The 21,071-nt window shown below is 61.9% G+C and carries 16 protein-coding genes and 1 pseudogene; 9 read left to right on the top strand and 8 right to left on the bottom strand.

The window, feature by feature from the left end:
- Positions 1-117: 117 nt before the first annotated feature.
- The 4 genes from BWP39_RS24360 (at position 118) to BWP39_RS24345 (ending at position 7,896) form a co-directional block, all read left to right on the top strand.
- Positions 118-1,152 (top strand): M14 family zinc carboxypeptidase, encoded by a 1,035-nt coding sequence (locus BWP39_RS24360; RefSeq protein WP_096724836.1) that lies wholly within the window; start codon positions 118-120, stop codon positions 1,150-1,152.
- The gene (locus BWP39_RS24355; protein ID WP_096724835.1) at positions 1,149-1,913 is read left to right on the top strand and encodes an alpha/beta fold hydrolase; all 765 of its coding nucleotides are present in this window, start codon (positions 1,149-1,151) and stop codon (positions 1,911-1,913) included. The genes BWP39_RS24360 and BWP39_RS24355 overlap by 4 nt, the downstream gene beginning before the upstream one ends.
- A gap of 107 nt (positions 1,914-2,020) precedes the next feature.
- The gene (locus tag BWP39_RS24350) at positions 2,021-6,904 is read left to right on the top strand and encodes an NAD-glutamate dehydrogenase (RefSeq protein WP_096724834.1); all 4,884 of its coding nucleotides are present in this window, start codon (positions 2,021-2,023) and stop codon (positions 6,902-6,904) included.
- Positions 6,905-6,981: 77 nt separating this feature from the next.
- A complete protein-coding gene (locus tag BWP39_RS24345; RefSeq protein WP_096724833.1) occupies positions 6,982-7,896 on the top strand; it encodes a cation diffusion facilitator family transporter in 915 nt (304 codons plus the stop codon).
- 22 nt (positions 7,897-7,918) lie between these two features.
- Here BWP39_RS24345 and BWP39_RS24340 read toward each other — a convergent pair whose 3' ends face one another.
- Positions 7,919-8,617, bottom strand: coding sequence for a glutathione S-transferase (locus BWP39_RS24340; protein ID WP_235851471.1), 699 nt, complete (start codon positions 8,615-8,617; stop codon positions 7,919-7,921).
- Positions 8,618-8,710: 93 nt separating this feature from the next.
- Here BWP39_RS24340 and BWP39_RS24335 point away from each other — a divergent pair, with 93 nt between their 5' ends.
- Complete coding sequence (locus tag BWP39_RS24335) at positions 8,711-9,286, top strand: TetR/AcrR family transcriptional regulator (RefSeq protein ID WP_096724831.1); 576 nt, start codon at positions 8,711-8,713, stop codon at positions 9,284-9,286.
- 240 nt (positions 9,287-9,526) lie between these two features.
- Positions 9,527-10,669 (top strand): MFS transporter, encoded by a 1,143-nt coding sequence (locus BWP39_RS24330; RefSeq protein WP_170043898.1) that lies wholly within the window; start codon positions 9,527-9,529, stop codon positions 10,667-10,669.
- 203 nt (positions 10,670-10,872) lie between these two features.
- Here BWP39_RS24330 and BWP39_RS24325 read toward each other — a convergent pair whose 3' ends face one another.
- The 5 genes from BWP39_RS24325 to BWP39_RS24305 all read right to left on the bottom strand — a co-directional run bounded on the left by BWP39_RS24325 (position 10,873) and on the right by BWP39_RS24305 (position 14,757).
- Entirely contained in the window at positions 10,873-12,105 is a 1,233-nt protein-coding gene (locus BWP39_RS24325; RefSeq protein ID WP_096724829.1) for an MFS transporter, read from the bottom strand.
- A complete protein-coding gene (locus BWP39_RS24320) occupies positions 12,102-12,431 on the bottom strand; it encodes a hypothetical protein (RefSeq protein ID WP_096724828.1) in 330 nt (109 codons plus the stop codon). Before BWP39_RS24320 ends, BWP39_RS24325 begins: the two co-directional genes overlap by 4 nt.
- A 2-nt stretch (positions 12,432-12,433) precedes the next feature.
- Positions 12,434-12,997: an isochorismatase family protein gene (locus BWP39_RS24315; RefSeq protein WP_096724827.1), complete on the bottom strand. Its 564-nt coding sequence runs from the start codon at positions 12,995-12,997 to the stop codon at positions 12,434-12,436.
- Positions 12,998-13,024: 27 nt separating this feature from the next.
- Positions 13,025-13,477: a MarR family winged helix-turn-helix transcriptional regulator gene (locus tag BWP39_RS24310; protein ID WP_096724826.1), complete on the bottom strand. Its 453-nt coding sequence runs from the start codon at positions 13,475-13,477 to the stop codon at positions 13,025-13,027.
- A 299-nt stretch (positions 13,478-13,776) separates the two neighbouring features.
- On the bottom strand, positions 13,777-14,757 hold the full coding sequence (locus tag BWP39_RS24305; RefSeq protein WP_096724825.1) for an aldo/keto reductase: 981 nt from the start codon (positions 14,755-14,757) through the stop codon (positions 13,777-13,779).
- A 290-nt stretch (positions 14,758-15,047) separates the two neighbouring features.
- Here BWP39_RS24305 and BWP39_RS24300 point away from each other — a divergent pair, with 290 nt between their 5' ends.
- Positions 15,048-16,118: a purine-nucleoside phosphorylase gene (locus tag BWP39_RS24300; protein WP_096724824.1), complete on the top strand. Its 1,071-nt coding sequence runs from the start codon at positions 15,048-15,050 to the stop codon at positions 16,116-16,118.
- 185 nt (positions 16,119-16,303) lie between these two features.
- Here the strand turns inward: BWP39_RS24300 and BWP39_RS24295 are convergent, their stop codons facing one another.
- Both BWP39_RS24295 and BWP39_RS24290 read right to left on the bottom strand, forming a co-directional pair.
- A complete protein-coding gene (locus BWP39_RS24295) occupies positions 16,304-16,615 on the bottom strand; it encodes a DUF4148 domain-containing protein (protein ID WP_096724822.1) in 312 nt (103 codons plus the stop codon).
- 1,011 nt (positions 16,616-17,626) lie between these two features.
- Entirely contained in the window at positions 17,627-18,631 is a 1,005-nt protein-coding gene (locus BWP39_RS24290; RefSeq protein WP_096724820.1) for a LysR family transcriptional regulator, read from the bottom strand.
- A gap of 170 nt (positions 18,632-18,801) precedes the next feature.
- Between BWP39_RS24290 and BWP39_RS24285 the strand changes: the two are divergent.
- Positions 18,802-19,641 (top strand): annotated as a pseudogene (locus BWP39_RS24285) (alpha/beta hydrolase); the annotation flags it as partial.
- 113 nt (positions 19,642-19,754) lie between these two features.
- Positions 19,755-21,026 carry an efflux RND transporter periplasmic adaptor subunit gene (locus BWP39_RS24280; RefSeq protein ID WP_096724818.1) on the top strand — a complete coding sequence of 424 codons (1,272 nt, stop codon included), beginning with the start codon at positions 19,755-19,757 and terminating at the stop codon, positions 21,024-21,026.
- Positions 21,027-21,071 lie beyond the last annotated feature (45 nt).

The following is a 21,071-nucleotide window of genomic DNA, read 5'->3' as shown; positions in this document are numbered from 1 at the left end:
GACAGATGACAGCGATCGTCCATGACATGTCATGCATTGTTTGCGTCGACCGGGCTATATTGCGGGTATCGGCACAAGCCGTCCCCAATAACCTTGCACTTCGTATACAGCGTTGCCATGCAGGCCTTGAGCTTTCTTCCCGATAGTTTCGCGGAGTACGAGGATCTCAAATCGATCCTCGACGACGGCAGTGCGATCTTCGATATCGGCACGGCCTGCGAAACACGTGTGCATGGCAGAACGTTTGCGGTCCATACGGCAAGCATTGGCTCGCGCGATCCGCAGGCGCCGGCAATCGGGTTTTTCGGCGGGATTCACGGCCTCGAGCGCATCGGGTCGCAACTCGTGCTCGAATACATGCGTGCGTTGCTCGCGCGCCTCGAATGGGACGAACTGCTGGTGCAGCAACTGCAGTCGATTCGTCTGATCTTCATGCCGATCATCAATCCGGGCGGCATGTGGGCTGCGACGCGCGCGAATCCAAACGGTGTCGACCTGATGCGCAATGCGCCCCAGGATGCCGATGCGCGCGTCCCGCTGCTCGCGGGCGGCCAGCGGCTCGGCGCGTGGTTGCCGTGGTATCGCGGGCGGCGCGGTGCGCCGATGGAATGCGAAGCCGCGGCATTGCTCGATGTCGTGCAGCGCGATCTGGCCGCGCGCCCGCTCAGTCTTGCGCTCGATTGTCACTCCGGTTACGGCTGGCGCGACAGCATCTGGTTTCCGTATGCGCGTACCCGCCGCACGATGTCGCATCTACCGGAGATGTACGCGCTGAAGACGATGTTCGAGCGCGCGCATCCGCATCATGGCTATATGTTCGAGCCGCAGAGTCATCAATACCTGCTGCACGGCGACCTGTGGGACTGCGCCTACGACCGGGCGCCCGCGCAAAACGTGTTCCTGCCGATGACGCTCGAACTCGGCTCATGGCTGTGGATCAAGAAGAATCCGCGGCAGATCTTTTCGCGCCAGGGCATGTTCAATCCGGTGAAGGCACATCGCACGGCGCGTGTGCTGCGACGTCACGCGAACCTGCTCGATTTCCTGACGCGCGCCGCGTACGCCTCGCAGCGCTGGCTGCCCGAAGGCGCGCAGCGCCAGCAGTTGCAGCAACGTGCAATCGACCACTGGTATCGCAAGGCTGGCGCATGAGCACGTGGGTGTTGCTGCGTGGCCTGACGCGCGAGACGCGGCACTGGGGCGCATTGCCCGCTGTATTGCGCGAGCGAACCGACGCCGGCGATCCGCTGTTGATCGATCTGCCAGGCAACGGCGATTTCGCGCGATTGCGCTCGCCGGCGAACGTCGCAAGCACCGTGGGCTTCGTGCGTCTCGCCGTCTTGCAGAGCGGTGCGCCGGCGCCGTACCGGGTGCTTGCGATGTCGCTCGGCGGCATGGTGGCGACGGCGTGGGCGCAGCAGCATCCGCACGAGATCGAACGGCTGGTGCTGATCAATACGAGCATGCGGCCGTTCAGTCGCGCGGTCGAGCGGCTGCGTCCGCAGGTGTGGAACGAGGTGCTGCGGATCGCCGCGCACTGGCGCGACGCGCCTGCTGCGGAAGCGGCGATTCATCGCCTGACATGCAACCGTCACGACACACTCGATAGCGATCTCGCCGACTGGATCGCGATACGCGAACATGCGCCGGTATCGCGGATGAATGCGTTGCGCCAGTTGTGGGCTGCTGCGCGTTTTCGGGCGGATGATCTTGCGCCGCGTTGCGCGACGCTCGTGCTGTCGTCCGCTGGCGATCGGCTGGTTAACCCGGTGTGCTCAGAAAAACTCGCGGCCGCGTGGGACGTGCCGCACATTCGACACGCATGGGCCGGACACGATCTGCCGCATGACGATGCAGCGTGGACTGCCGAGACGATCGCTACGTGGCTCGCACAGCATCCGGAGATGTCCTGACGCGCCAGTGCAAAACGATGTGCGACTGCACATCGCTTTTGCACTGGCCTGGCGCATAATTCCCTTCCCGACGATGCAGTCGATAGTCGCCCGTTGCGGAGGACGTCATGCAAGCGAAGAACGAAGAAGCCGTCGCGCACCTGTTCAACGATATCGTCGAGTTCGCCCGCGGCCGGTTACCCGAACCGGCCTTCGCCATCGTCGAACCCTTTCTGCGGCATTACTACGACTTCGTCGATGCCGACGACCTGCATAGCCGAGGCGTCGCCGATCTGTACGGCGCGGCGATGGCGCACTGGCAAACCGCGCAGCGCTTCGTCCCTGGTACCGAACGCCTGCGCGTCTATAATCCGATACTCGAACAGCACGGCTGGCACTCGGACCATACGGTGATCGAGATCGTCAATGACGACATGCCGTTTCTCGTCGATTCGGTATCGATGGCGGTGAACCGGCTTGGGCTCGCGCTGCATTCGGTTGTGCATCCGGTGTTTCGCATCTGGCGCGGCAGTGATGGTGCGATTGCGCGTGCTGCGGAAGGCGGCGAAGACGTCAACGATGCCGGCGACGCGGCGGCGAAGCTGCACTCTCAACTCACGTCGTTCATTCACTTCGAAGTGGATCGCTGCGGCGATGCGGCGCGGCTCGCGGCGCTGTCCGACGATATCGAACACGTGCTCGGCGATGTGCGCGCGGCTGTCGAAGACTGGCCGAAGATCGTCGAGATTGCACACGCCACCATCAAGGACATGAAGACTCGCGAGAAGGGCGCGGAAGGCATCGAAGCGCGCGCGTTTCTCGAATGGATGGCGGCCAATCATTTCACGTTTCTCGGCCAGCGCGACTACGAACTGGTCGCGCACGGCGACGGTTTCGGTCTGCGCGGCGTGCCTGGATCGGGGCTCGGTATCCTGCGCGATGCACTGCGCGAACCCGGCACCGCCGATGTCACACCATTGCCGCCGGCCGCCGCGGAAATCATCCGCGGTGCATCGCCGATCTTTCTGACCAAGGCGAATTCGCGCGCGACCGTGCATCGGCCCGGTTACCTCGACTATGTCGGCGTGAAGCTCGTCGATGGCGACGGTAACGTGAAGGGCGAACGGCGTTTTATAGGCTTGTACACGACGACCGCGTATAGGGTGTCGAGCGCGGAGATTCCGATCGTGCGGCGCAAGTGCGCGAACATCGTGAAGCGCGCGGGCTTTCTGCCGAAGGGTCATCTCGGCAAGTCGCTCGTCACGGTGCTCGAAACCTATCCGCGGGACGAATTGTTCCAGGCCGACGAGAACGAACTCTATGACATCGCGCTCGGCGTGCTGCGGTTGCAGGAACATCAGCGCACGCGGATCTTCGTGCGGCGCGACCGCTTTGACCGGTTCGTGTCGTGTCTTGTGTTCGTTGCACGCGACAAGTACAACACCGATCTGCGGCGTCGCATCGCGTTGCTGCTGACCGACGCGTTCAATGGTGCAACCGTCGAATTCACGCCGCTGCTATCCGAGTCGACGCTCGCGCGGATTCACTTCGTCGTGCATGCGCAGTCCGGTGCGATGCCAGAGGTCGATACGCACGAACTCGAAACGCGGCTCGTGCAGGTAACGCGGCGCTGGCAGGACGATCTGGCCGACGCGTTGCTCGACGCATCGGGTGAAGAGCAGGGCAACCGGTTGTTGCAACGCTATGCGGATTCATTTCCGGCAGGCTATCGCGACGACTATCCGGCGCGCACGGCGGTGCGCGATATCGAACTGATCGAGCGTGTGCAGGGCAGCGAACGGCTTGCAATGAACCTGTATCGCCCGATCGAAGCGGGGCCGCGCGCGTTTCGCTTCAAGGTTTATCGTGCTGGCCAACCGATCGCACTGTCGCGCAGCCTGCCGATGCTCGAACACCTTGGCGTGCGTGTCGACGAAGAGCGGCCCTATCTGATCGAAACGCCGCACGCCACACCTGCATGGGTGCACGACTTCGGCCTCGAACTGGCCGACGACGCGGAGTTCGACATCGAGCGTGTCAAGGACCTGTTCGAGAACGCGTTCGAACAGGTGTGGACCGGCGAGATCGAGAACGACGACTTCAACCGGCTTGTGCTGCGTGCACATCTGAGTGCGCGCGAGGTGACGATCCTGCGCGCGTATGCGAAGTATCTGAGGCAGGTTGGTTCCACGTTCAGCGACGCGTATATCGAACGCGCGCTGACCGGTAATCCGGCAATTGCGCGCGGGTTTGTCGAACTTTTTATCGCGCGTTTCGATCCGGCAGCAGGCGAAATGCCAGAGGTGCGCGAAAACCGAACGGCGCAATTGAGAAAGGGCATTGAAGCCGCGCTCGACAAGGTGCCGAATCTCGACGAAGACCGCATCCTGAGGCAGTTTCTCGGTGTGATCGGCGCGACGCAGCGTACCAACTACTATCAGCGCGACGCGGAAGGCAAACCGAAGCCATATCTGTCGTTCAAGTTCGATCCGTCGCAGGTACCGGGCTTGCCTGAACCGAAACCGATGTTCGAGATCTGGGTGTATTCGCCGCGTGTCGAGGGCGTGCATCTGCGTGGCGGGCGCGTCGCGCGCGGTGGCTTGCGCTGGTCCGATCGACGCGAGGATTTCCGCACGGAAGTGCTCGGCTTGATGAAAGCACAGATGGTGAAGAACGTCGTGATCGTGCCGGTCGGCTCGAAGGGCGGCTTCGTTGTGAAGAACCCACCGCCGCCCGGCGATCGCGAAGCGTGGTTGCGGGAAGGTGTCGCGTGCTATCAGACGTTCCTGCGCGGGCTGCTCGATCTGACCGACAACCGTGTATCAGGTGCGATCGTGCCGCCTGTCGATGTCGTGCGGCACGATCCCGACGACCCGTACCTCGTCGTCGCCGCCGATAAAGGCACGGCAACCTTCTCCGACTATGCAAACGCGATCTCGCAGCACTACGGCTTCTGGCTCGACGACGCGTTTGCTTCGGGTGGCTCGGTGGGCTACGACCACAAGAAGATGGCGATCACCGCGCGCGGTGCGTGGGAATCGGTGAAGCGGCACTTTCGTGAGATGGGTGTCGACACGCAGGCCACCGACTTCACGGTAGTCGGCATCGGCGACATGTCCGGCGACGTGTTCGGCAACGGCATGCTGTTATCGCCGCATATCCGTCTGGTCGCTGCGTTCGATCACCGGCATGTCTTCCTCGACCCGAATCCCGATGCCGCCGCGAGTCTCGCGGAGCGCAGCCGGCTCTTCGCGCTCGAACGTTCGAGCTGGGCCGACTACGATCCGGCACTGATCTCGGCGGGTGGTGGGGTGTTTCCGCGTAGTGCGAAGACGATCCCGGTGTCAACGGCGATGCAGGTTGTGCTCGGCATCAATACGGCTGCGCTGGCGCCCAACGATCTGATCCGCGCGCTGCTGCTCGCACCGGTCGACCTGCTGTACAACGGCGGCATCGGCACTTACGTGAAGGCGAGCCGCGAAACGCACGCGCAGGTGGGCGACCGCAGCAGCGATGCCGTGCGCGTGAACGGCGCGGAGTTGCGCTGCAAGGTGGTCGCGGAAGGCGGCAATCTCGGCCTCACGCAACTGGGGCGCATCGAGTTCGCACAGCATGGCGGCCGGATCAATACCGATGCCATCGACAATTCGGCGGGTGTCGATTGTTCGGATCACGAGGTCAACATCAAGATCCTGCTCGGCCTCGTGGTCGCGGACGGCGAGATGACCGGCAAGCAGCGCAATACGCTGCTCGCGGAAATGACCGATGAAGTTGGGTTGCTCGTCCTGCAGGACAACTACTACCAGACGCAGGCGCTGTCGATTGCGGGCCGCTACAGCGTCGAACTGCTCGATGCGGAAACACGCACGATGCGCTGGCTCGAGCGCGCGGGGCGCCTTAACCGCTCCATCGAGTTTCTACCCTCCGACGAAGAAATCGCCGAACGTCAGGCTGCGAAGCTCGGCCTGACGTCACCTGAACGCGCGGTGCTGCTCGCGTACAGCAAGATGTGGCTGTACGACGCATTGCTCGACTCCGATCTTCCCGAGGATGCGCTCGCGGCCGGCATGCTGGTCGACTATTTTCCGAAGCCGTTGCGGCAGCGTTTCAGCGAACCGATGCAGCACCATCCGCTGCGTCGCGAGATTCTCGCGACATATCTGACGAACGCGCTGATCAATCGCGTCGGTTGTGCGTTCGTGCACCGGTTGATGGAGGAGACTGACGCGCAGCCTGGCGATATCGTGCGTGCTTGCCTGATGGCGCGCGACGTGTTCGATCTGGACCGCGTGTGGCGCGATATCGATGCGCTCGACAACCGCGTCGCCGACGACGTGCAGGCGCGCATGTTCGTTGAAGTCGCGCGGCTGCTCGAACGTGCAGCGCTATGGTTCCTGCGTCAGTTGCAACTGGGCGCGGTGCAGGACGGCGGCATGGCAGGGCTGCTTGCGCGTTGTCGCGATGCGGCGCAGCGGCTCGCGCCGCAATGGCCGGCGCTGCTGCCGCAAGACGATCTCGATGCGCTTTCGGCGCGGCAATGCGAGCTGGTCGATGCGGGTGTGGATAGCGAACTTGCGGTGCGGGTCGCGAGTGGCGAGATTTCGGCGGCGTTGCTCGATATTGCCGAAGTCGCGGCGACTGCCGGGCGTAGCCTTGAACTCGTTGCGGGGGTGTACTTCGCGCTGGGTACGCAGTTGAACTACGGCTGGATTGGTGAGCGCGCAGCGGCACTCCCGACGCCCACGCACTGGGACCTGCTCGCGCGTGCCGCGGCGCTCGCGGAACTGGCGCGGCTCAAACGCGCGTTGACGGTGAGTGTGCTCGGGCAGCAAGACAATGCGCATGAAAATGTGGAATCGCCTGACGCGCTCGTCGAAACCTGGTGCGAGCGACGCGCGACTGCGCTGGAGCGATATGGACGGCTACTCACCGACCTGCGCGCAACCGGCGGCGCGAGTCTGTCGATGCTGCTCGTCGTCGTGCGCGACATGGCGGTACTCGAGCGCGCCTGACAGTGTGGTGGCGGGGGCGGGCGGTTGTGTTAAAAAGGCGGTTCCCTTGATCGCACCACAACCCGCCTCCCCCGACGATGACAGAAGAATCGCCGAAAGCCATTTTCTACGCGCTCGCCGCTAACCTCGGCATTGCGGTCTGCAAGTTTGCTGCCGCGGCGTTCACCGGCTCCGGCTCGATGTTTGCCGAAGCGATCCACTCCACCGCCGATTGCGGCAACCAGTTGCTGCTGCTGTTCGGGCTGCGCCAGGCGCGTCGGCCCGCGACCGTGCTGCATCCGCTGGGCGCCGGCCGCGCCATCTATTTCTATTCGTTGATCGTCGCGTTGCTGCTGTTTTTCGTTGGCGGTGCGTTCTCGGTGTATGAGGGGATTCACCGGTTGATGGAGCATGAGCCGCTGTCGCATGCGTTCGTCGCGCTCGCTGTGCTGGGTATTTCGGTTGTGCTCGAAACCTTCTCGCTAATGGGCGCGATCCGCGAGATTCGCAAGCAGCATCCGGACAAATCGATGTGGCGATGGTTTCGCGAGACACGCGAGTCGGATCTGTTGGTTGTGGCGGGTGAAGACATTGCTGCGCTGGCGGGGCTTGCCATCGCATTCGTCGCCGTGCTGCTCACGATGGTGACCGGCAATCCGATGTACGACGCGCTTGGTTCGATCGGCGTTGGTGTGCTGCTGATGGTGATCGCATGGCTTGTAGCGCGTGAAGTGAAGTCGATGATGATGGGCGAATCGGCGAGCCCGGAAGTGCGGCGCGCGATCGAGGCGCATCTGCGGGCGCGCAGTGAAATTCGCAGCATCATCAATCTGATCACGCTGCAATGGGGCCGGCATATCGTCGTCGCGGTGCAGGCCGAGATGATCGATTACACGAGCGGCCGCGCGATGGTCGATGCGATCAATGTGATCGAAGCGGATCTGCAGGCGGTGTTTCCGCAGGCGAAGTGGGTGTTTTTTGAGCCTGATGTGCCGCGGCCGCGGGTGCAATAGGCAGTTGTTGGGGCCAGCGACTTCAGGCGGATGCCTGAACCGGCTCGGACATCGTCACACGGTTCTTTACGCTGGGTCGCTCCTGCATTCTCGCGTACCAGGCTTGAAGCGCTTCGCATTCGTCGGGTACCGGCAGTTCCACGAGCCCCGCAAAGATCAGACCGCCGATGACCGTGATATCGGCCATCGAGAAAACCTCACCGGCGACAAACGGTTGCCTTCTCAGAACGCTATCGAAATAGTGCATACCCCTCAGCGCCTTGTCGCGCTGACGGAACCCCCACTCGGCGTTCTGATAAATCTCCACGTCGGGTCCAAGCCCCGGTGTTGCGTGATGGAAATAAACGCTAATCGCATCGAGCAACTCCAGTTCGGCGCGCTTACTCATCATGTGGATTAAACCTCTCTCGCGCGGTGTTCTGCCGGTCAGCGTCGGCGTGCCATCGAGTGCATCGAGGTATTCGGTAATCGCCGTGCACTCGGCAACGAACGTCCCGTCCTCCAGTTCGAGTACCGGCAGCGTGCCTGAGTAGTTCTTGAGCAGGAACTCGGGCTTCTTGTGCTCGCCCTGCGGAAGATTGACCGTCACAAACTGAACGCGTGATCGCAGGTTTTTCTCGGCCAGCGCTATACGGACGCGAGCCGGATAAGGGCCGGTGGGCCAATCGTGGATCTTCATTACAGCGGATGTGGTTGCATCGAAATCGATAGTGGAATTCATGGTTGCTCTTGTCTACCTAACAGTTGGTAGGCTGACTATAGGAGCTACAATGACCCACGTCAACAACCAATTTGACTCTCGAGGTCGGCAGCAATGAGAAACGAAGCGAACTCAAACACCAGCGAGAGCATTCTCGCGGCCGCGAGAGCGATTGCGCAGGCGCACGGCTACAGCGGATTGAATTTTCGCGACCTTGCGGACGATGTGGGTATCAAGGCCGCGAGCATCTATCACCACTTCCCAAGCAAGGCCGATCTTGGCGCGGCGGTAGCGAGGCGTTATTGGGAGGATTCAGCGGCTGCGCTGGATGCAATGCTGGCCGAATCCGCAGATCCGCTCCGCTGCCTGCGCCAGTATCCCGAGACGTTTCGTAAGGCGCTTGAGCGTGATAACCGGATGTGCCTCTGCAGCTTCATGGCCGCCGAGCACGATGACCTGCCGGATGTGGTGATGCAAGAGGTTCAGACCTTTGCCGATGTGAATATCGCATGGCTGAGCAAGGTTTTGTCCGCTGCTGGTGTAGTCGATTCTAAAGAGGCAGAGCCACGGGCTCGCGCGATTTTCGCGGCGATCGCAGGCGCTCAGTTGATGGCGCGGAGTCGCTCGGATATCGCACTCTATGACGCGTTAATCGAGGGGTATCGCGTGGCGGGTTTGCTGCCGGCATAGCGTGCAATTGACTCGTTGGTCATTGCGATGCTGACGCATTCATAGAGATATATCGTTATGTCGAAAAGTTGCTTAGCTTCTTCGGGAGGAAAAGTTAGGCTTGCCGCATGGAATCCGGGAACAATACGATCTCCTTCGCCCAAAACCTGAACTGGTTCAAGGTCGGCCGTGAGTAACAAACCTGCTCTTGCCGCCGATACTCCGCTGGAAAACGCCCGATCGGCTTTTCGCGTGATTGCCATGACATGCCTGATCGTCTTTATGGCACAGATGGCGACAACGGTTTATCTACCGTCTTTACCCGTCGTCATGCGCGACCTGAAGATGACGCAGGCGAGTGTCGAGCTATCGATCTCCGCCTATGTCATCGGCGCAGCGTTGCCAGTCCTGTTTTGGGGCGCCGCTGCGGAGCGCTGGGGAAGACGCGGTCCTTTGCTGATTTCCCTGCTGCTGTTTGCGACCACGAGCCTACTGCTCGCAAGCTGTACTTCTGCGCTGGAACTGCTGGTGTTGCGCGCCCTGCAGGGTGTTGCCGGCGGCGGTGCAGCGATCATCGCCAGAATTATCGTGCGGGATAACTGGCGTTGCGACGAACTGGCGCGACGACTTTCCGTACTATCGATCGCCTTCATTGCTGCACTGGGCGGAGGGCAGTTTATCGGCGGGTTGATCGGTCAGTACAGCCATTGGCAAGCGGGTTTTGTGCTGATGGCCGTTACCGCCGCGGTGGCGATCGGCGCGTCGTATTCCCTGCCTTTGAAGACGGGGCACCCCACGGCAGTCAAGTCGGGTATGGCAGGCACGTACTGGATCGTACTGCAGCGCTCCGGTTTCCTCTGGCCCGCGTGCGCGGGAGGGTTAGGATTCGCCACGACCGTGACGTTGCAGGAAGTGAGTCCTTTCGTGTTTCAGGAGCATTTCGGCGTGGCCGTGACGGGGTTCGGCAGTATCGGCTTGCTGATCGGCGTCGCGTACTTCAGTGGTGCGATGCTGGTCAATCGCCTGGTGAAGCGGCTCGGGGGTGTGCGACTGATGCACGCTGGCGCGGCGCTGATCGCGCTTGCGACCACACTGATGCTCGTGTCTTCATTGAGTGGCCTGCTGAATCATTTCGTCGGGCTGTGGATTTTCATCGCGCTGTACTGCCTGACGATTTTTGGTCAGGCGGTGCTGTTTCCGAACAGCATGGCGACTGCCGTCAGCGATGCCCAGGACTACGGCGCCCACGCAATGGCTTTGTGCGGTTTCCTGCAGCAAGGGCTGGCGGGTATTGCTGCGACTGCCTCGGTGTTGCTGCATCACGACGGTACGTGGACCTTTGCCGTGTTTGCGCTCGGTGCGCTGACGTTGCTTCAAGTGAAACTGAAAGTGCGGACCCGGTAGCTTTGATGCCGGGCGAGTCAGGATGACAGCGAGTTGGTGGATACACCTGATTGCCACTAGCCTCCCACGTCACCGCCATCTCCCCCTGGCTTGCCGATATCCGCCGCCGCAGCATGCCGTTCGATTTGCGACTGCTGTCGAACGTCGTGATTGCGCCCGTGCGGCTAGGTACCCGCGTACGCGGTTCGAGGATCGCGGTTTAGCTAGCTGTTTTCACGTGGCCGATGGATCTTCTGCGTCAAGGCATAGATGCCCACCAGCGCCGCCGCAAAACCCGAAGCCGCACCCACGCCGAGCGACCAGCGCGGGCCCGGATGGTCTGCTACCCAGCCGACGATCGGCGCACCGATCGGCGTGCCTCCGAGTGCAATGCCAATTCGCATCGCCATCACCCGTCCGCGCATGGCGGGCGCGGTCGACAACTGCATCAGGCTGTTGGTCGTGTTGGTGAAGGTCAAGGCGGCGACACCGATCACAACCAGCGCGCTGCCGAACAGCCAGTAGCTCGGAGCGATAGCGGCCAGCGTACAGCCGACCCCGAACATCGCGGCGCCGATGATCAACGACGAGAACCTTGGTTTGTCACGACCCGCGGCCAGCAGCGCACCCGAGACCGTGCCGATAGCCATCATCGACGACAGCAGACCATAGCCTCGCGCATCGGCGTGAAAGACGCCGACGGCCATCGTCGAGATGAAGATCGGGAAGTTCAGTCCGAACGTGCCGATCAGGAACAGCATGACGAGGATGGCCAGCAGGTCCGGACGCGACCACACGTAGCGGAACCCTTCAGTGAAACCGCCTGGCGTACGGCGTGCCCTCACGTTGGGGCGCAGTTCGGACGCGCGGAACAACGACAACGAAGCGAGCACCGCAACGAAACTGGCACCGTTGATCAGAAATGCCCAACCGGTACCGACCGATGCGATGACGATTCCCGACGCGGCCGGTCCGATCATCCTTGCAGCGTTGAACGAGGTCGAGTTGAGCGCCACGGCGTTCGGCAGATCCGCATCGCCGACCAGTTCGGTGACGAAGGTCTGGCGCACGGGCGCGTCGAACGCTGCCGCGCAACCGAATAGAAACGCGAACACGTACACATGCCAGAGCTGGACGATGCCGGTTACCGTGAGTAATCCGAGCGCGAGTGCCAGCGCGCCCATTGTTGCCTGGGTGGCGATCAGCAGTTTGCGCTGGTTGTAGTGATCGGCGGCATAGCCGGTCCAGGGCAGCAGCAGAAGCTGTGGTCCGAACTGCAGCGCCATGACCGTACCCACCGCTGAAGCGTTGTGATGCGTGAGCTGAGTCAGCACCAGCCAGTCCTGCGCCGTGCGCTGCATCCATGTGCCTACATTGGACACCAGTGCGCCGGCTGCCCAGACCCGATAGTTGAAGCTCTTCAGCGAACGGAAGACACCCGTTGCAGGAATGCTCACGAATGCTCCGGCGTATTGCCGCCGTTAAAGCGCCCAAAATGCCGCGCGGCGAACAGGCTCATGCCCAGGATGCCGAGCCCGAGCGCGATCACATCAACGGTGCTGCCCAGATTGAAATCGCCGACACGACAGACGAGCAGATAGCCGATGATCAGGTTGAGAAAACCCCACAACGCGTTCACCGTCGATGACGAAAATCCTTCTCCTCGAGGCGTGGCAAAGGGGCTTTGAAACGGTTTTCCCATCAAGCCGCTAACCAGATGCGGCACGGCGTTTGCAAGAACCGCGCCGCCGAAAAACCATGACACGAGATGATGCCAGTTCATTTTCAGACACTCCTTGTCTTGAGCAGATCGATGATGTCCTGGGCCGTGCCGGTTTCGCCGAGCCGCGGAAAGACGTTCTTGATGCTGTAGTCGTGTGCTTCGGGGCGCGAGTCGGTCATCGCGTCGAGCGCCAGGGTCACGTTGAATCCCAGTTCATAAGCCTGGCGAGCCGTCGATTCGACACCGGTTCCGGTCGCTACTCCGGCGACGACGACCTGGGTCACGCCCAACGCCTTCAGCTTGTGTTCGAGATCGGTGCTGGCGAAGGCACCCCAGGTTCGCTTCGTCACGGCGATGTCGCCAGGCTGCTGATCGAGGTCGGCAATGAGATCGGTCCAGTCGGGCGAGAAGGGCGCGCCCTGGCGTGGTCGTTCGACGCGGCCCGGTGCTCCGCCTGCAACATTGACCAGTACGACCGGCAAACCGTGTTCGCGAAACGCATCGAGTAGCGCGCGCGATCGTTCTACGACGGCGCCGATGGAGTGAGCGAGCGGGAGGCTGACGATCCCTTTTTGCAGATCGACGACGATGAGGGCGGTGTCGGGATCGAGCGTGGTGAGGGCCATGTGTTTCCTGCGAAGGTTGGCGAGGACTCAGAAGTCGGCAAGCCGCTGCAGCAGTTTCACTGCGACGGCGAGTTGCTCCTGTTCCTGCGAGGACAGTTGTGCTTGCAACGCACGGACCAGCCAGTCTTCTTTCGCGGCGCGGCTGGCCTTGACGGTTTTTCGTAGACTGGGAGTCAGCGCGATCAGGGTTTGCCGGCCATCTTCCGGATCGGGTTCGCCACTGATAGCGCCCATGGCTTCGAGGCTAGCCACTGTGATGCGCATGGACTGCGGGCGCACGCTTTCGGCACGGGCGAGGGCGGAGACGGTGGCGGGACCGTCGCGCTCGAGACGTAGCAGCACCGACTGCTGCGACGAAGTGAAATCGCCAGCGGAGGCTTGCTCACGCACCCGGCGAATCAGCTTGCTCAGGGAAATGCGCAGTTCTCCCGCTAGAGCGGCGAGCTGGGAGGCTTCAGATGTGTGTGCTTGTTTGACCATGGGCGGAATATAGCATATGTACAGTTTAGCTGTACAGTTTTGCTGTTCAGGTCGCGAGATTGAATGCGGAAGCGCCACGCCACGTTCAATGACGTATGTCTCCTCAAGCCGCTGCGGCTGAGGCTAGGGCGTGAGGAGCGAATAGCGAGTGTAGGGGCGAGCCGTAAGCGGCTCGATAGCGGTCACATTGGGCGCGACCGCTGTCGCGGCGAAGCTGCGCGCTTTAGCAAGGTGGACGAAAACGCGGAATCCGCCGAGAGCGTTCGATTCCGCGTGCGCGAGTATTTCCGCGTCGATTCCTATTTGAACCCGGCCACCGCGTGCGGCACGTAAAGCTCTTCGAGTTTTGCGATCTCGTCGCCGCTTAGTTCGAGCGACAGTGCGGCCACAGCATCGTCCAGATGATGCAGCTTCGTTGCACCGACAATCGGCGCTGTGATCGGTTTCTTCTGTAGCACCCACGCAAGTGCAACCTGCGCGCGCGGCACACCGCGGGCGGCTGCGATTTCGCCGACCCGCTCAACGACCTTGCGATCCGCCTCTTCGGTATGCGCGTAGAGCGTACGGCCGAATTCATCGGTTTCCGAACGCGCGCTACTCGTATTCCATTCGCGCGTCAGGCGACCCCGGGCAAGCGGGCTCCACGGAATCACACCGATGCCTTCGCTTTCGCACAGCGGCAGCATCTCGCGTTCTTCTTCGCGGTACAGCAGATTCACGTAATTCTGCATGGTGACGAAGCGGGTCCAGCCGTGCTGCTCGGCGACATGCAGTGCCTTCGAGAACTGCCACGCGTACATCGACGACGCGCCGATATAACGCGCCTTGCCGGCTTTGACGACGTCATGGAGCGCTTCCATGGTTTCTTCGATCGGCGTGTGATAGTCCCACCGATGAATTTGATAGAGATCGACGTAGTCGGTACCGAGCCGACGCAGACTGGCGTCGATCTCGGTCATGATCGCCTTGCGCGACAGGCCGGCGCCATTCGGCCCTGGACGCATCCGGTTGAAGACCTTGGTGGCGAGTACGATTTCGTCGCGACGCGCGAGATCCTTCAGTGCACGCCCGACGATTTCCTCGCTCGTGCCGAGCGAGTAGACGTTGGCGGTATCGAAGAAGTTGATGCCGTGATCGAGCGCCTGCTTGATGAACGGACGCGCCTGCGCTTCGTCGAGCGACCACGCGTGCGCGCCGCGATCGGGGGCGCCGTAGCTCATGCAGCCGAGACACAGACGTGAGACGTCGATGCCGGTGCGGCCGAGTTTGACATAGTCCATCGTGTTGCTCCTGTCGGAAGGTTTGGGAACGAACCAGGCAAGCGTTCGACTACAGGATGCGGCGCGCCACGACTGGCGAACCGATCCGCATAAATTACTGAACGGGACGTGATGACGACGCGGATTGCGTAAAAAATGCGTGATGGCAAAAGAAATGCGGCCACGTATACTTGATTCCGCTTTACGTCACCCCTCGCAGGAGGCGCCGGATATATCCGGCATCCTGCCGCATCTGCAATACAGGCAAGTTATTCCTCCCAACGCCACATAGAACAAAGGAAGGACCTCCTATGTTGATCCGTACTTTTGGTGCCATTCCAGCCTTGATGCTGGCGGCGTGTGCTGTGTCGCCGCTCGCGGCGAATGCCGATGACAGCAACAGCTTCGCACAAAACGACTCGAGCTCGCAGGCACGCCATGTGAAGGTGATGATCATCTCCATGTTCGCGCCGGAAGGCCAGGTCTGGCTCGACCATCTCGGCCCGTGGCAGGAGATCACGGTGGCCGGATTGTCGCCGGACTATCCGACCGTGCATTGCAACAAACAGGAAGTCTGCGTGATGACGACCGGCATGGGTCACGCGAACGCTACCGCATCGACGATGGCGTTGGCGTTCTCGCCGAAATTCGATTTGCGGCATACGTACTTCATGGTGGCGGGCATTGCCGGTATCGATCCGCTGCGCGGCACAGTGGGTTCCGCGGCGTGGGCCAAATACCTGGTCGACTTCGGGATCCAGTGGGAAATCGACGGACGAGAAATTCCGCCGGGCTGGACCACGGGTTATCTCGGCATCAACACGACAGGCCCGACGCAAAAACCGCCGCTCGACTACAAGACCGAAGTGTTCCAGCTCAATACGCAGCTCGCGGATGCCGCATTCGCCCTGTCGCGTAACGTGACGCTCGAAGACAACGCCCAGGCCCAGGCTGCGCGCGCGAAGTTCAGCTATGCGCCTGCGAACCAGCCGCCGAGCGTGATCCAGTGCGACACGCTGGCCGGCGACACATGGTGGTCGGGCACTGACATCGGTCAGCGTGCGCGCGACTGGACGAACATCCTGACCGACGGCAAGGGCGTGTATTGCACGACGCAACAGGAAGACAACTCCACCTATGAAGCGCTGACACGTGCGGCCACGGTGAAGCGTGTGGACCTGAGCCGCGTTGCGGTGCTGCGTTCAGGGTCCGATTTCGACCGGCCGTATGCGGGCCAGACGAGTGCGGACAATCTGTTGAACTACGCGGCGCAGGGCGGTTTCTCGATTGCGGTCGACAACCTGTATAACGCGGGCAATCCGCTGGTGCAGGACATTGCAACGCACTGGGGCGAGTGGCGCGACGGCGTGCCGCATCGGTAAGGCACACTGCCCGTGTGGTGATTCAATGCGCGCGGTACGGCGTCCACACGGGCGTATCGGTTGACCAGTCGTCGAGTTCGGATGGGTTCATGATGGACTCCTTCGAATGATGGGTGTGTCCAGTATTCGGTGTTCGTGCTTGTGCCGGACACTGGATCTACGTTGCACGTGACGTGAGCGCAGTGTTACTGGCTGCGCGCGACACGGGTGGCGTTGTCGGCATTGCGTTCCTGGGCGGCGATACGTTCGGCCTGTGTGCTGGCCACCAGGCTTTTGTCTGGATACGCATTGCGGCTCAGGGCTGGCAGCGAGCCGTCGCGATAGGCCTGCACGAGTTCTGCGCGGACTTCTGCGCGGGTTTTCGGTGCCTGGTTGTTACTGCTATTGGCCCACGTGTAGTCGTTGTAGGTGCCTGCCCGGCCGATGCCGCCGTCGGCGAATGCTGCCGTGCTGGCAGCGAGCGACAGCAGAAGACCTGCGATCAATTGGTGTTTCATCGTTCACTCCTGTGATTCGTTTGCAACGGTTATTAATCTGCGTTGCGACAGGGTGAAATGTAGGCCTTCGTGCTCGTGCGATAAATCATGCTTTTGTGAAATGAATTGTCGTCGGAATGGAACAATGGGGTTTTCTGCCTGTGCCGGCGGCTTTAGTTAGCGCCTCGCGGCTGGTTTGCCTGTGCAGGCGGCTGCGATTTGGCGCCTCGCGGCGCAGGCGTTGCCCCTGTGCGGGGCGGCACCTTCTTTCTTTGCCGCGGCAAAGAAAGAAGGCAAAGAAAGCCGCTCGACACGATAGCGAGTCCTTTCCGTGTGTAGCCAGAGTGGCCCGCACCTAAGTGTCGTCCTCGCACTGACACCACAGTGGTCCGAGACGAGACCATCTCTCGCGCATTCAGCGGTAGTGACCAAGCCGTCATTCATCCCACTCGCACTACGTGCTCGCGGATGGGTGACCACAACGGAAATCCGGCCCGGGGGGCGTCAAAGCCCAATGCGAACGTTGAGGTAGTTCGAAGCACAAGCCTGAACGGCAAGCTGGCGACGAAGTTAAGGAGGCGCGTTGAAGAGCAACGAGGAAGACTGAAGTCGAAGACGAGGGTGCGCTAAACGAAGACGAAGGGGGCTATGCCCATCGGCGGCGAAGCTCGCCGGAACGGATGACCGCCTGGTCACTACCATTGAAGGCACGAGGTGTGATCTCGTCTCGGACCACTACCGTGTCAGTGCGAGGACGACACTTAGGCGCGGGCCACGAAGGCTGCACATGGAAAGGACCCGCTATCGTGTCGAGCGGCTTTCTTTGCCTTCTTTCTTTGCCGCGGCAAAGAAAGAAGGTGCCGCCCCGCACAGGGGCAACGCCTGCGCCGCGAGGCGCTAACGAAGAGCCGCCGGCCGAGGCAAACGAGAACCAGCCGCGAGGCACTAACGAAAAGCCGCCGGCCCAGGCAAACAAAAAACCAGCCGCGAGGCACAAAAAGCAAGCCGCCTGCACAGGCAGAAAAAGCAACCCTACGCTACCCACTCCGTCATAACCGGCGTATCCAGCGCAGAAGCCGCCTCGCGTTGCTCAGGCGTCCGCATGGTACAAGTCTTATCAAGACTCGCCCGCCCACTCAACAGCGGACACCGATCGAACACCTCGGCAATCCAGTCGACAAACACCCGCACCTTCGACGACAGATGCCGGCTATGCGGATACACCGCCGAAATCGGCATCGGCAGCGGCTTCAGATGCGGCAGCACCTCCACCAGTTGCCCCGACTGCAAATGCGGCAGCACCATAAAGCGCGCCGGCTGGATCAAACCGAATCCCTCCAGCCCGCAGGTGACGTAAGCATCCGCATCGTTAACCGATACGATGCCCTTCATCTTCGCCTCGACTTCCTTGCCGTCCACCAGAAACGCCCAGTCGATCACGCGCCCCGTGCGGTTCGAAAAGTAATTCACGGCCTTGTGCTGCTCGAGATCTTCGAATGTCTGCGGTGTGCCAAACTTTGCGAGGTAATCGGGCGCCGCACACGACACGCCTTCGAATAACCCGATGCGTCGCGCCACCAGCGACGAATCCTGCAGCGCGCCCACGCGCACCACGCAATCGACACCCTCTTGCAGCAAATCCACCGGCCGGTCCGTCAAGCCGAGCTGCAGATCAATATCCGGGTAGCGAGTGTGGAATTCGCACAGGGAAGGAATCACGATCAACCGGCCGATCGAGCCCGGCATGTCGATGCGCAGCTTGCCGTGCGGCTTCTTGTTGCCGCTCTGGAAGCTTGCTTCGGTTTCCTCGACATCCGCGAGAATCCGCACGCAACGCTCGTAGTAGGCAGCGCCATCGGGCGTCAGCGAGAGGCGTCGGGTGGTCCGGTGCATCAGGCGTACGCCAAGAAACGCTTCGAGATTCTGGATGATGGTCGTGACCGACGCGCGCGGCATGTCGAGCGTTTCCGCTGCGCGCGTGAAACTGTTGGTGTCGACGACCCGGGTGAACACTTGCATGGCCTGAAGCCGGTCCATTGCAAACCTCCGAAAGGGCAGGTGCATCTGGAGGAAAGCCGCCCAGCCGATAAGCGAGGCGATTGTTCAGGTGCACCGAATTGTGTTGCCGGATTATAGGCATTTATTTGCGAGTCTGCTGAACCCACAATTCGCACCATCGCCTTTCTGTGCGCATTGCGCTGCTCGACATGGATGCATTCAAACCGCCGTACTCCTTCACTCCCTCGGCCCCGGGCCTCGTGGAGGACGGCACCTCGCTGGAACTCACCGATGTACAGATCGAGGGTTACGCACAGCCGATCACGCTGCGTCTTTACCGGCTCGCCGGCAAGTCAGGGCTACCGGTGCTGCTGTACTTCCACGGCGGCGGCTTCGTACGCGGCTCGATCGATGCCGCCGACACCGCCGCACGCTATTTAGCAGAGCGCTTACCGGCTCTCGTAGTGTCGGTCGGTTATTCGCTCGCGCCGCGCTTTCCGTTTCCCGCCGCGCCCGAAGACGCGCACCTCGCCGCGCTCTGGGCGCAGACCAACGCACGCACGTTCGGCGGCAATACGCGGCGTCTGGGTGTGGCGGGCCATGACGCCGGTGGGCAACTGGCCAACTGTCTCGCGTTCATCGGGCGCGACCGCGGCGACGTGCGCATCGATGCGCAGGCGCTGTTCGGTCCAATGCTCGATCCAAGCCTCACGCGGCTCGGCGACGAGCGTCGACTGAGTTCGGACATCACCGCGAGCGAATGCGCAGCCTGCTACCGCGCGTATTTGCCGCAGGCGTCGCAGCGCATGCATCCGTATGCTGCGCCCCTCGAATCGGCGCGGCTTGCAGGTCTGCCGGCCACGCTGGTCATCACCGCACAAAACGATGTGCTGCACGTCGAGGCCGAGAAGTACGCGAGCAGCCTGATCGACGCGGGCGTGCTGACCCAGGTGGTCCGCTACCCGAGCGTGTCGCATGCCGCCGTTGCCGAACATCCGGCCGCTCTCGAGGAAGCCGTGCGCTTCTTCCAGTGCCGCTTCGCGATGCGCGACACCCGCGATGTCCGCGACAGTCGCGAGGCCCGTGAGGCCCGCGAGGTCCGGGACGCGCGCGCAGCCAAACAAACAACTTGATTGATCACAGAAACCACCTTGGAGCCAACATGTCCATTCTTCCGCTCTCCCGCCCCCGCCTGGCAATCGCCACGGTCGCAGTCCTCGTCGTAGCCGGGCTCGGTACGCTGGGCGCGATCCGCGTCGATGCACGCGCGCCGGCGCAGTCTGCGTCGGCGATCGTTCCCGAAGTCGATGTGGCGACGGTCATCCAGAAGACGATCACCGACTGGCAAAGCTATTCGGGCCGCCTCGAAGCCATCGAGAAGGTCGACGTGCGCCCGCTGGTATCGGGCACGATCGTCTCGGTGAATTTCAAGGACGGCGCGCTCGTGAAAAAGGGCGACACGCTGTTCGTCATCGACCCGCGTCCGTATCAGGCTGAAGTCGATCGTGCGGCGGCGCAGCTCGCTGCCACGCAGGCACGTAGCGGTTATGCGCAGAGCGACTGGGAACGCGCGCAGCGTCTGCTCAGCGACAACGCAATCGCGAAACGCGACTACGACGAGAAGCAGAACGCGTCGCGCGAAGCCAATGCAAACCAGAAGGCCGCTGAAGCCGCGCTCGAAACCGCGCGCATCAACCTCGGCTACACGAAGATCGTCGCGCCGGTGTCGGGTCGCGTATCGCGTGCGGAAATCACGCTCGGCAACGTCGTGTCGGCGGGCGCCAGCGCTGCGCCGCTCACGACGCTCGTTTCCGTCTCGCCGATCTACGCATCGTTCGATGCCGACGAACAAACCTATCTGCAGTACATCAGCCGCGTGAAGGACGGCAAGGTACCGGTCGAACTCGGTCTCGCCGACGAAACGGGCTACTCGCGCAGCGGCACGATCGAATCGGTGGACAACCGGCTTGATACATCGTCGGGCACGATCCGCGTTCGCGCGCGTTTCGATAACGCGGACGGTGTGCTCGTGCCAGGGCTGTACGCGCGTGTGAAGGTCAGCGGTAGCGTGCCGCATCCGGCGGTGATGATCGACGACGCGGCGGTCAATACCGATCAGGACAAGAAGTTTGTGTTCGTCGTCGACAAGGATGACCACGTTGCGTATCGCGAAGTGTCGCTCGGTGCGCAACAGGAAGGTCTGCGTGTCATCAAGAGCGGTCTTGCGGCCGGCGATCGCATCGTCGTGAACGGTACGCAGCGTGTGCGGCCGGGCGATCAGGTGCGCGCGCACATGGTGCCGATGAACGCCGACGTCGATCCGAATGCAGCACCGGTCGCCCAGACGAAAACACCTGCAGCGAAGCCGGCACCGGCCCAGGCGGACGCACAAGCCCCCGCACAGACGCAAGCGAAGGCGGAGAAGAATTCGTGAACCGCGGACGTGATCTGTCGTCCAGGCTGAACCGCGCGAGCCACG

The organism is Paraburkholderia acidicola (assembly GCF_002362315.1).
In the GTDB taxonomy this organism is placed as follows: Bacteria; Pseudomonadota; Gammaproteobacteria; order Burkholderiales; family Burkholderiaceae; genus Paraburkholderia; species Paraburkholderia acidicola.
This window is presented reverse-complemented; position numbering and strand designations above follow the sequence as displayed.

Coding starts and splice junctions, on each gene's coding strand:
- BWP39_RS24360 (WP_096724836.1), top strand. CDS start 118: ATGCAGGCCTTGAGCTTTCTTCCCGATAGTTTCGCGGAGTACGAGGAT.
- BWP39_RS24355 (WP_096724835.1), top strand. CDS start 1,149: ATGAGCACGTGGGTGTTGCTGCGTGGCCTGACGCGCGAGACGCGGCAC.
- BWP39_RS24350 (WP_096724834.1), top strand. CDS start 2,021: ATGCAAGCGAAGAACGAAGAAGCCGTCGCGCACCTGTTCAACGATATC.
- BWP39_RS24345 (WP_096724833.1), top strand. CDS start 6,982: ATGACAGAAGAATCGCCGAAAGCCATTTTCTACGCGCTCGCCGCTAAC.
- BWP39_RS24340 (WP_235851471.1), bottom strand. CDS start 8,617: ATGAATTCCACTATCGATTTCGATGCAACCACATCCGCTGTAATGAAG.
- BWP39_RS24335 (WP_096724831.1), top strand. CDS start 8,711: ATGAGAAACGAAGCGAACTCAAACACCAGCGAGAGCATTCTCGCGGCC.
- BWP39_RS24330 (WP_170043898.1), top strand. CDS start 9,527: ATGACATGCCTGATCGTCTTTATGGCACAGATGGCGACAACGGTTTAT.
- BWP39_RS24320 (WP_096724828.1), bottom strand. CDS start 12,431: ATGAACTGGCATCATCTCGTGTCATGGTTTTTCGGCGGCGCGGTTCTT.
- BWP39_RS24315 (WP_096724827.1), bottom strand. CDS start 12,997: ATGGCCCTCACCACGCTCGATCCCGACACCGCCCTCATCGTCGTCGAT.
- BWP39_RS24310 (WP_096724826.1), bottom strand. CDS start 13,477: ATGGTCAAACAAGCACACACATCTGAAGCCTCCCAGCTCGCCGCTCTA.
- BWP39_RS24305 (WP_096724825.1), bottom strand. CDS start 14,757: ATGGACTATGTCAAACTCGGCCGCACCGGCATCGACGTCTCACGTCTG.
- BWP39_RS24300 (WP_096724824.1), top strand. CDS start 15,048: ATGTTGATCCGTACTTTTGGTGCCATTCCAGCCTTGATGCTGGCGGCG.
- BWP39_RS24295 (WP_096724822.1), bottom strand. CDS start 16,615: ATGAAACACCAATTGATCGCAGGTCTTCTGCTGTCGCTCGCTGCCAGC.
- BWP39_RS24290 (WP_096724820.1), bottom strand. CDS start 18,631: ATGGACCGGCTTCAGGCCATGCAAGTGTTCACCCGGGTCGTCGACACC.
- BWP39_RS24280 (WP_096724818.1), top strand. CDS start 19,755: ATGTCCATTCTTCCGCTCTCCCGCCCCCGCCTGGCAATCGCCACGGTC.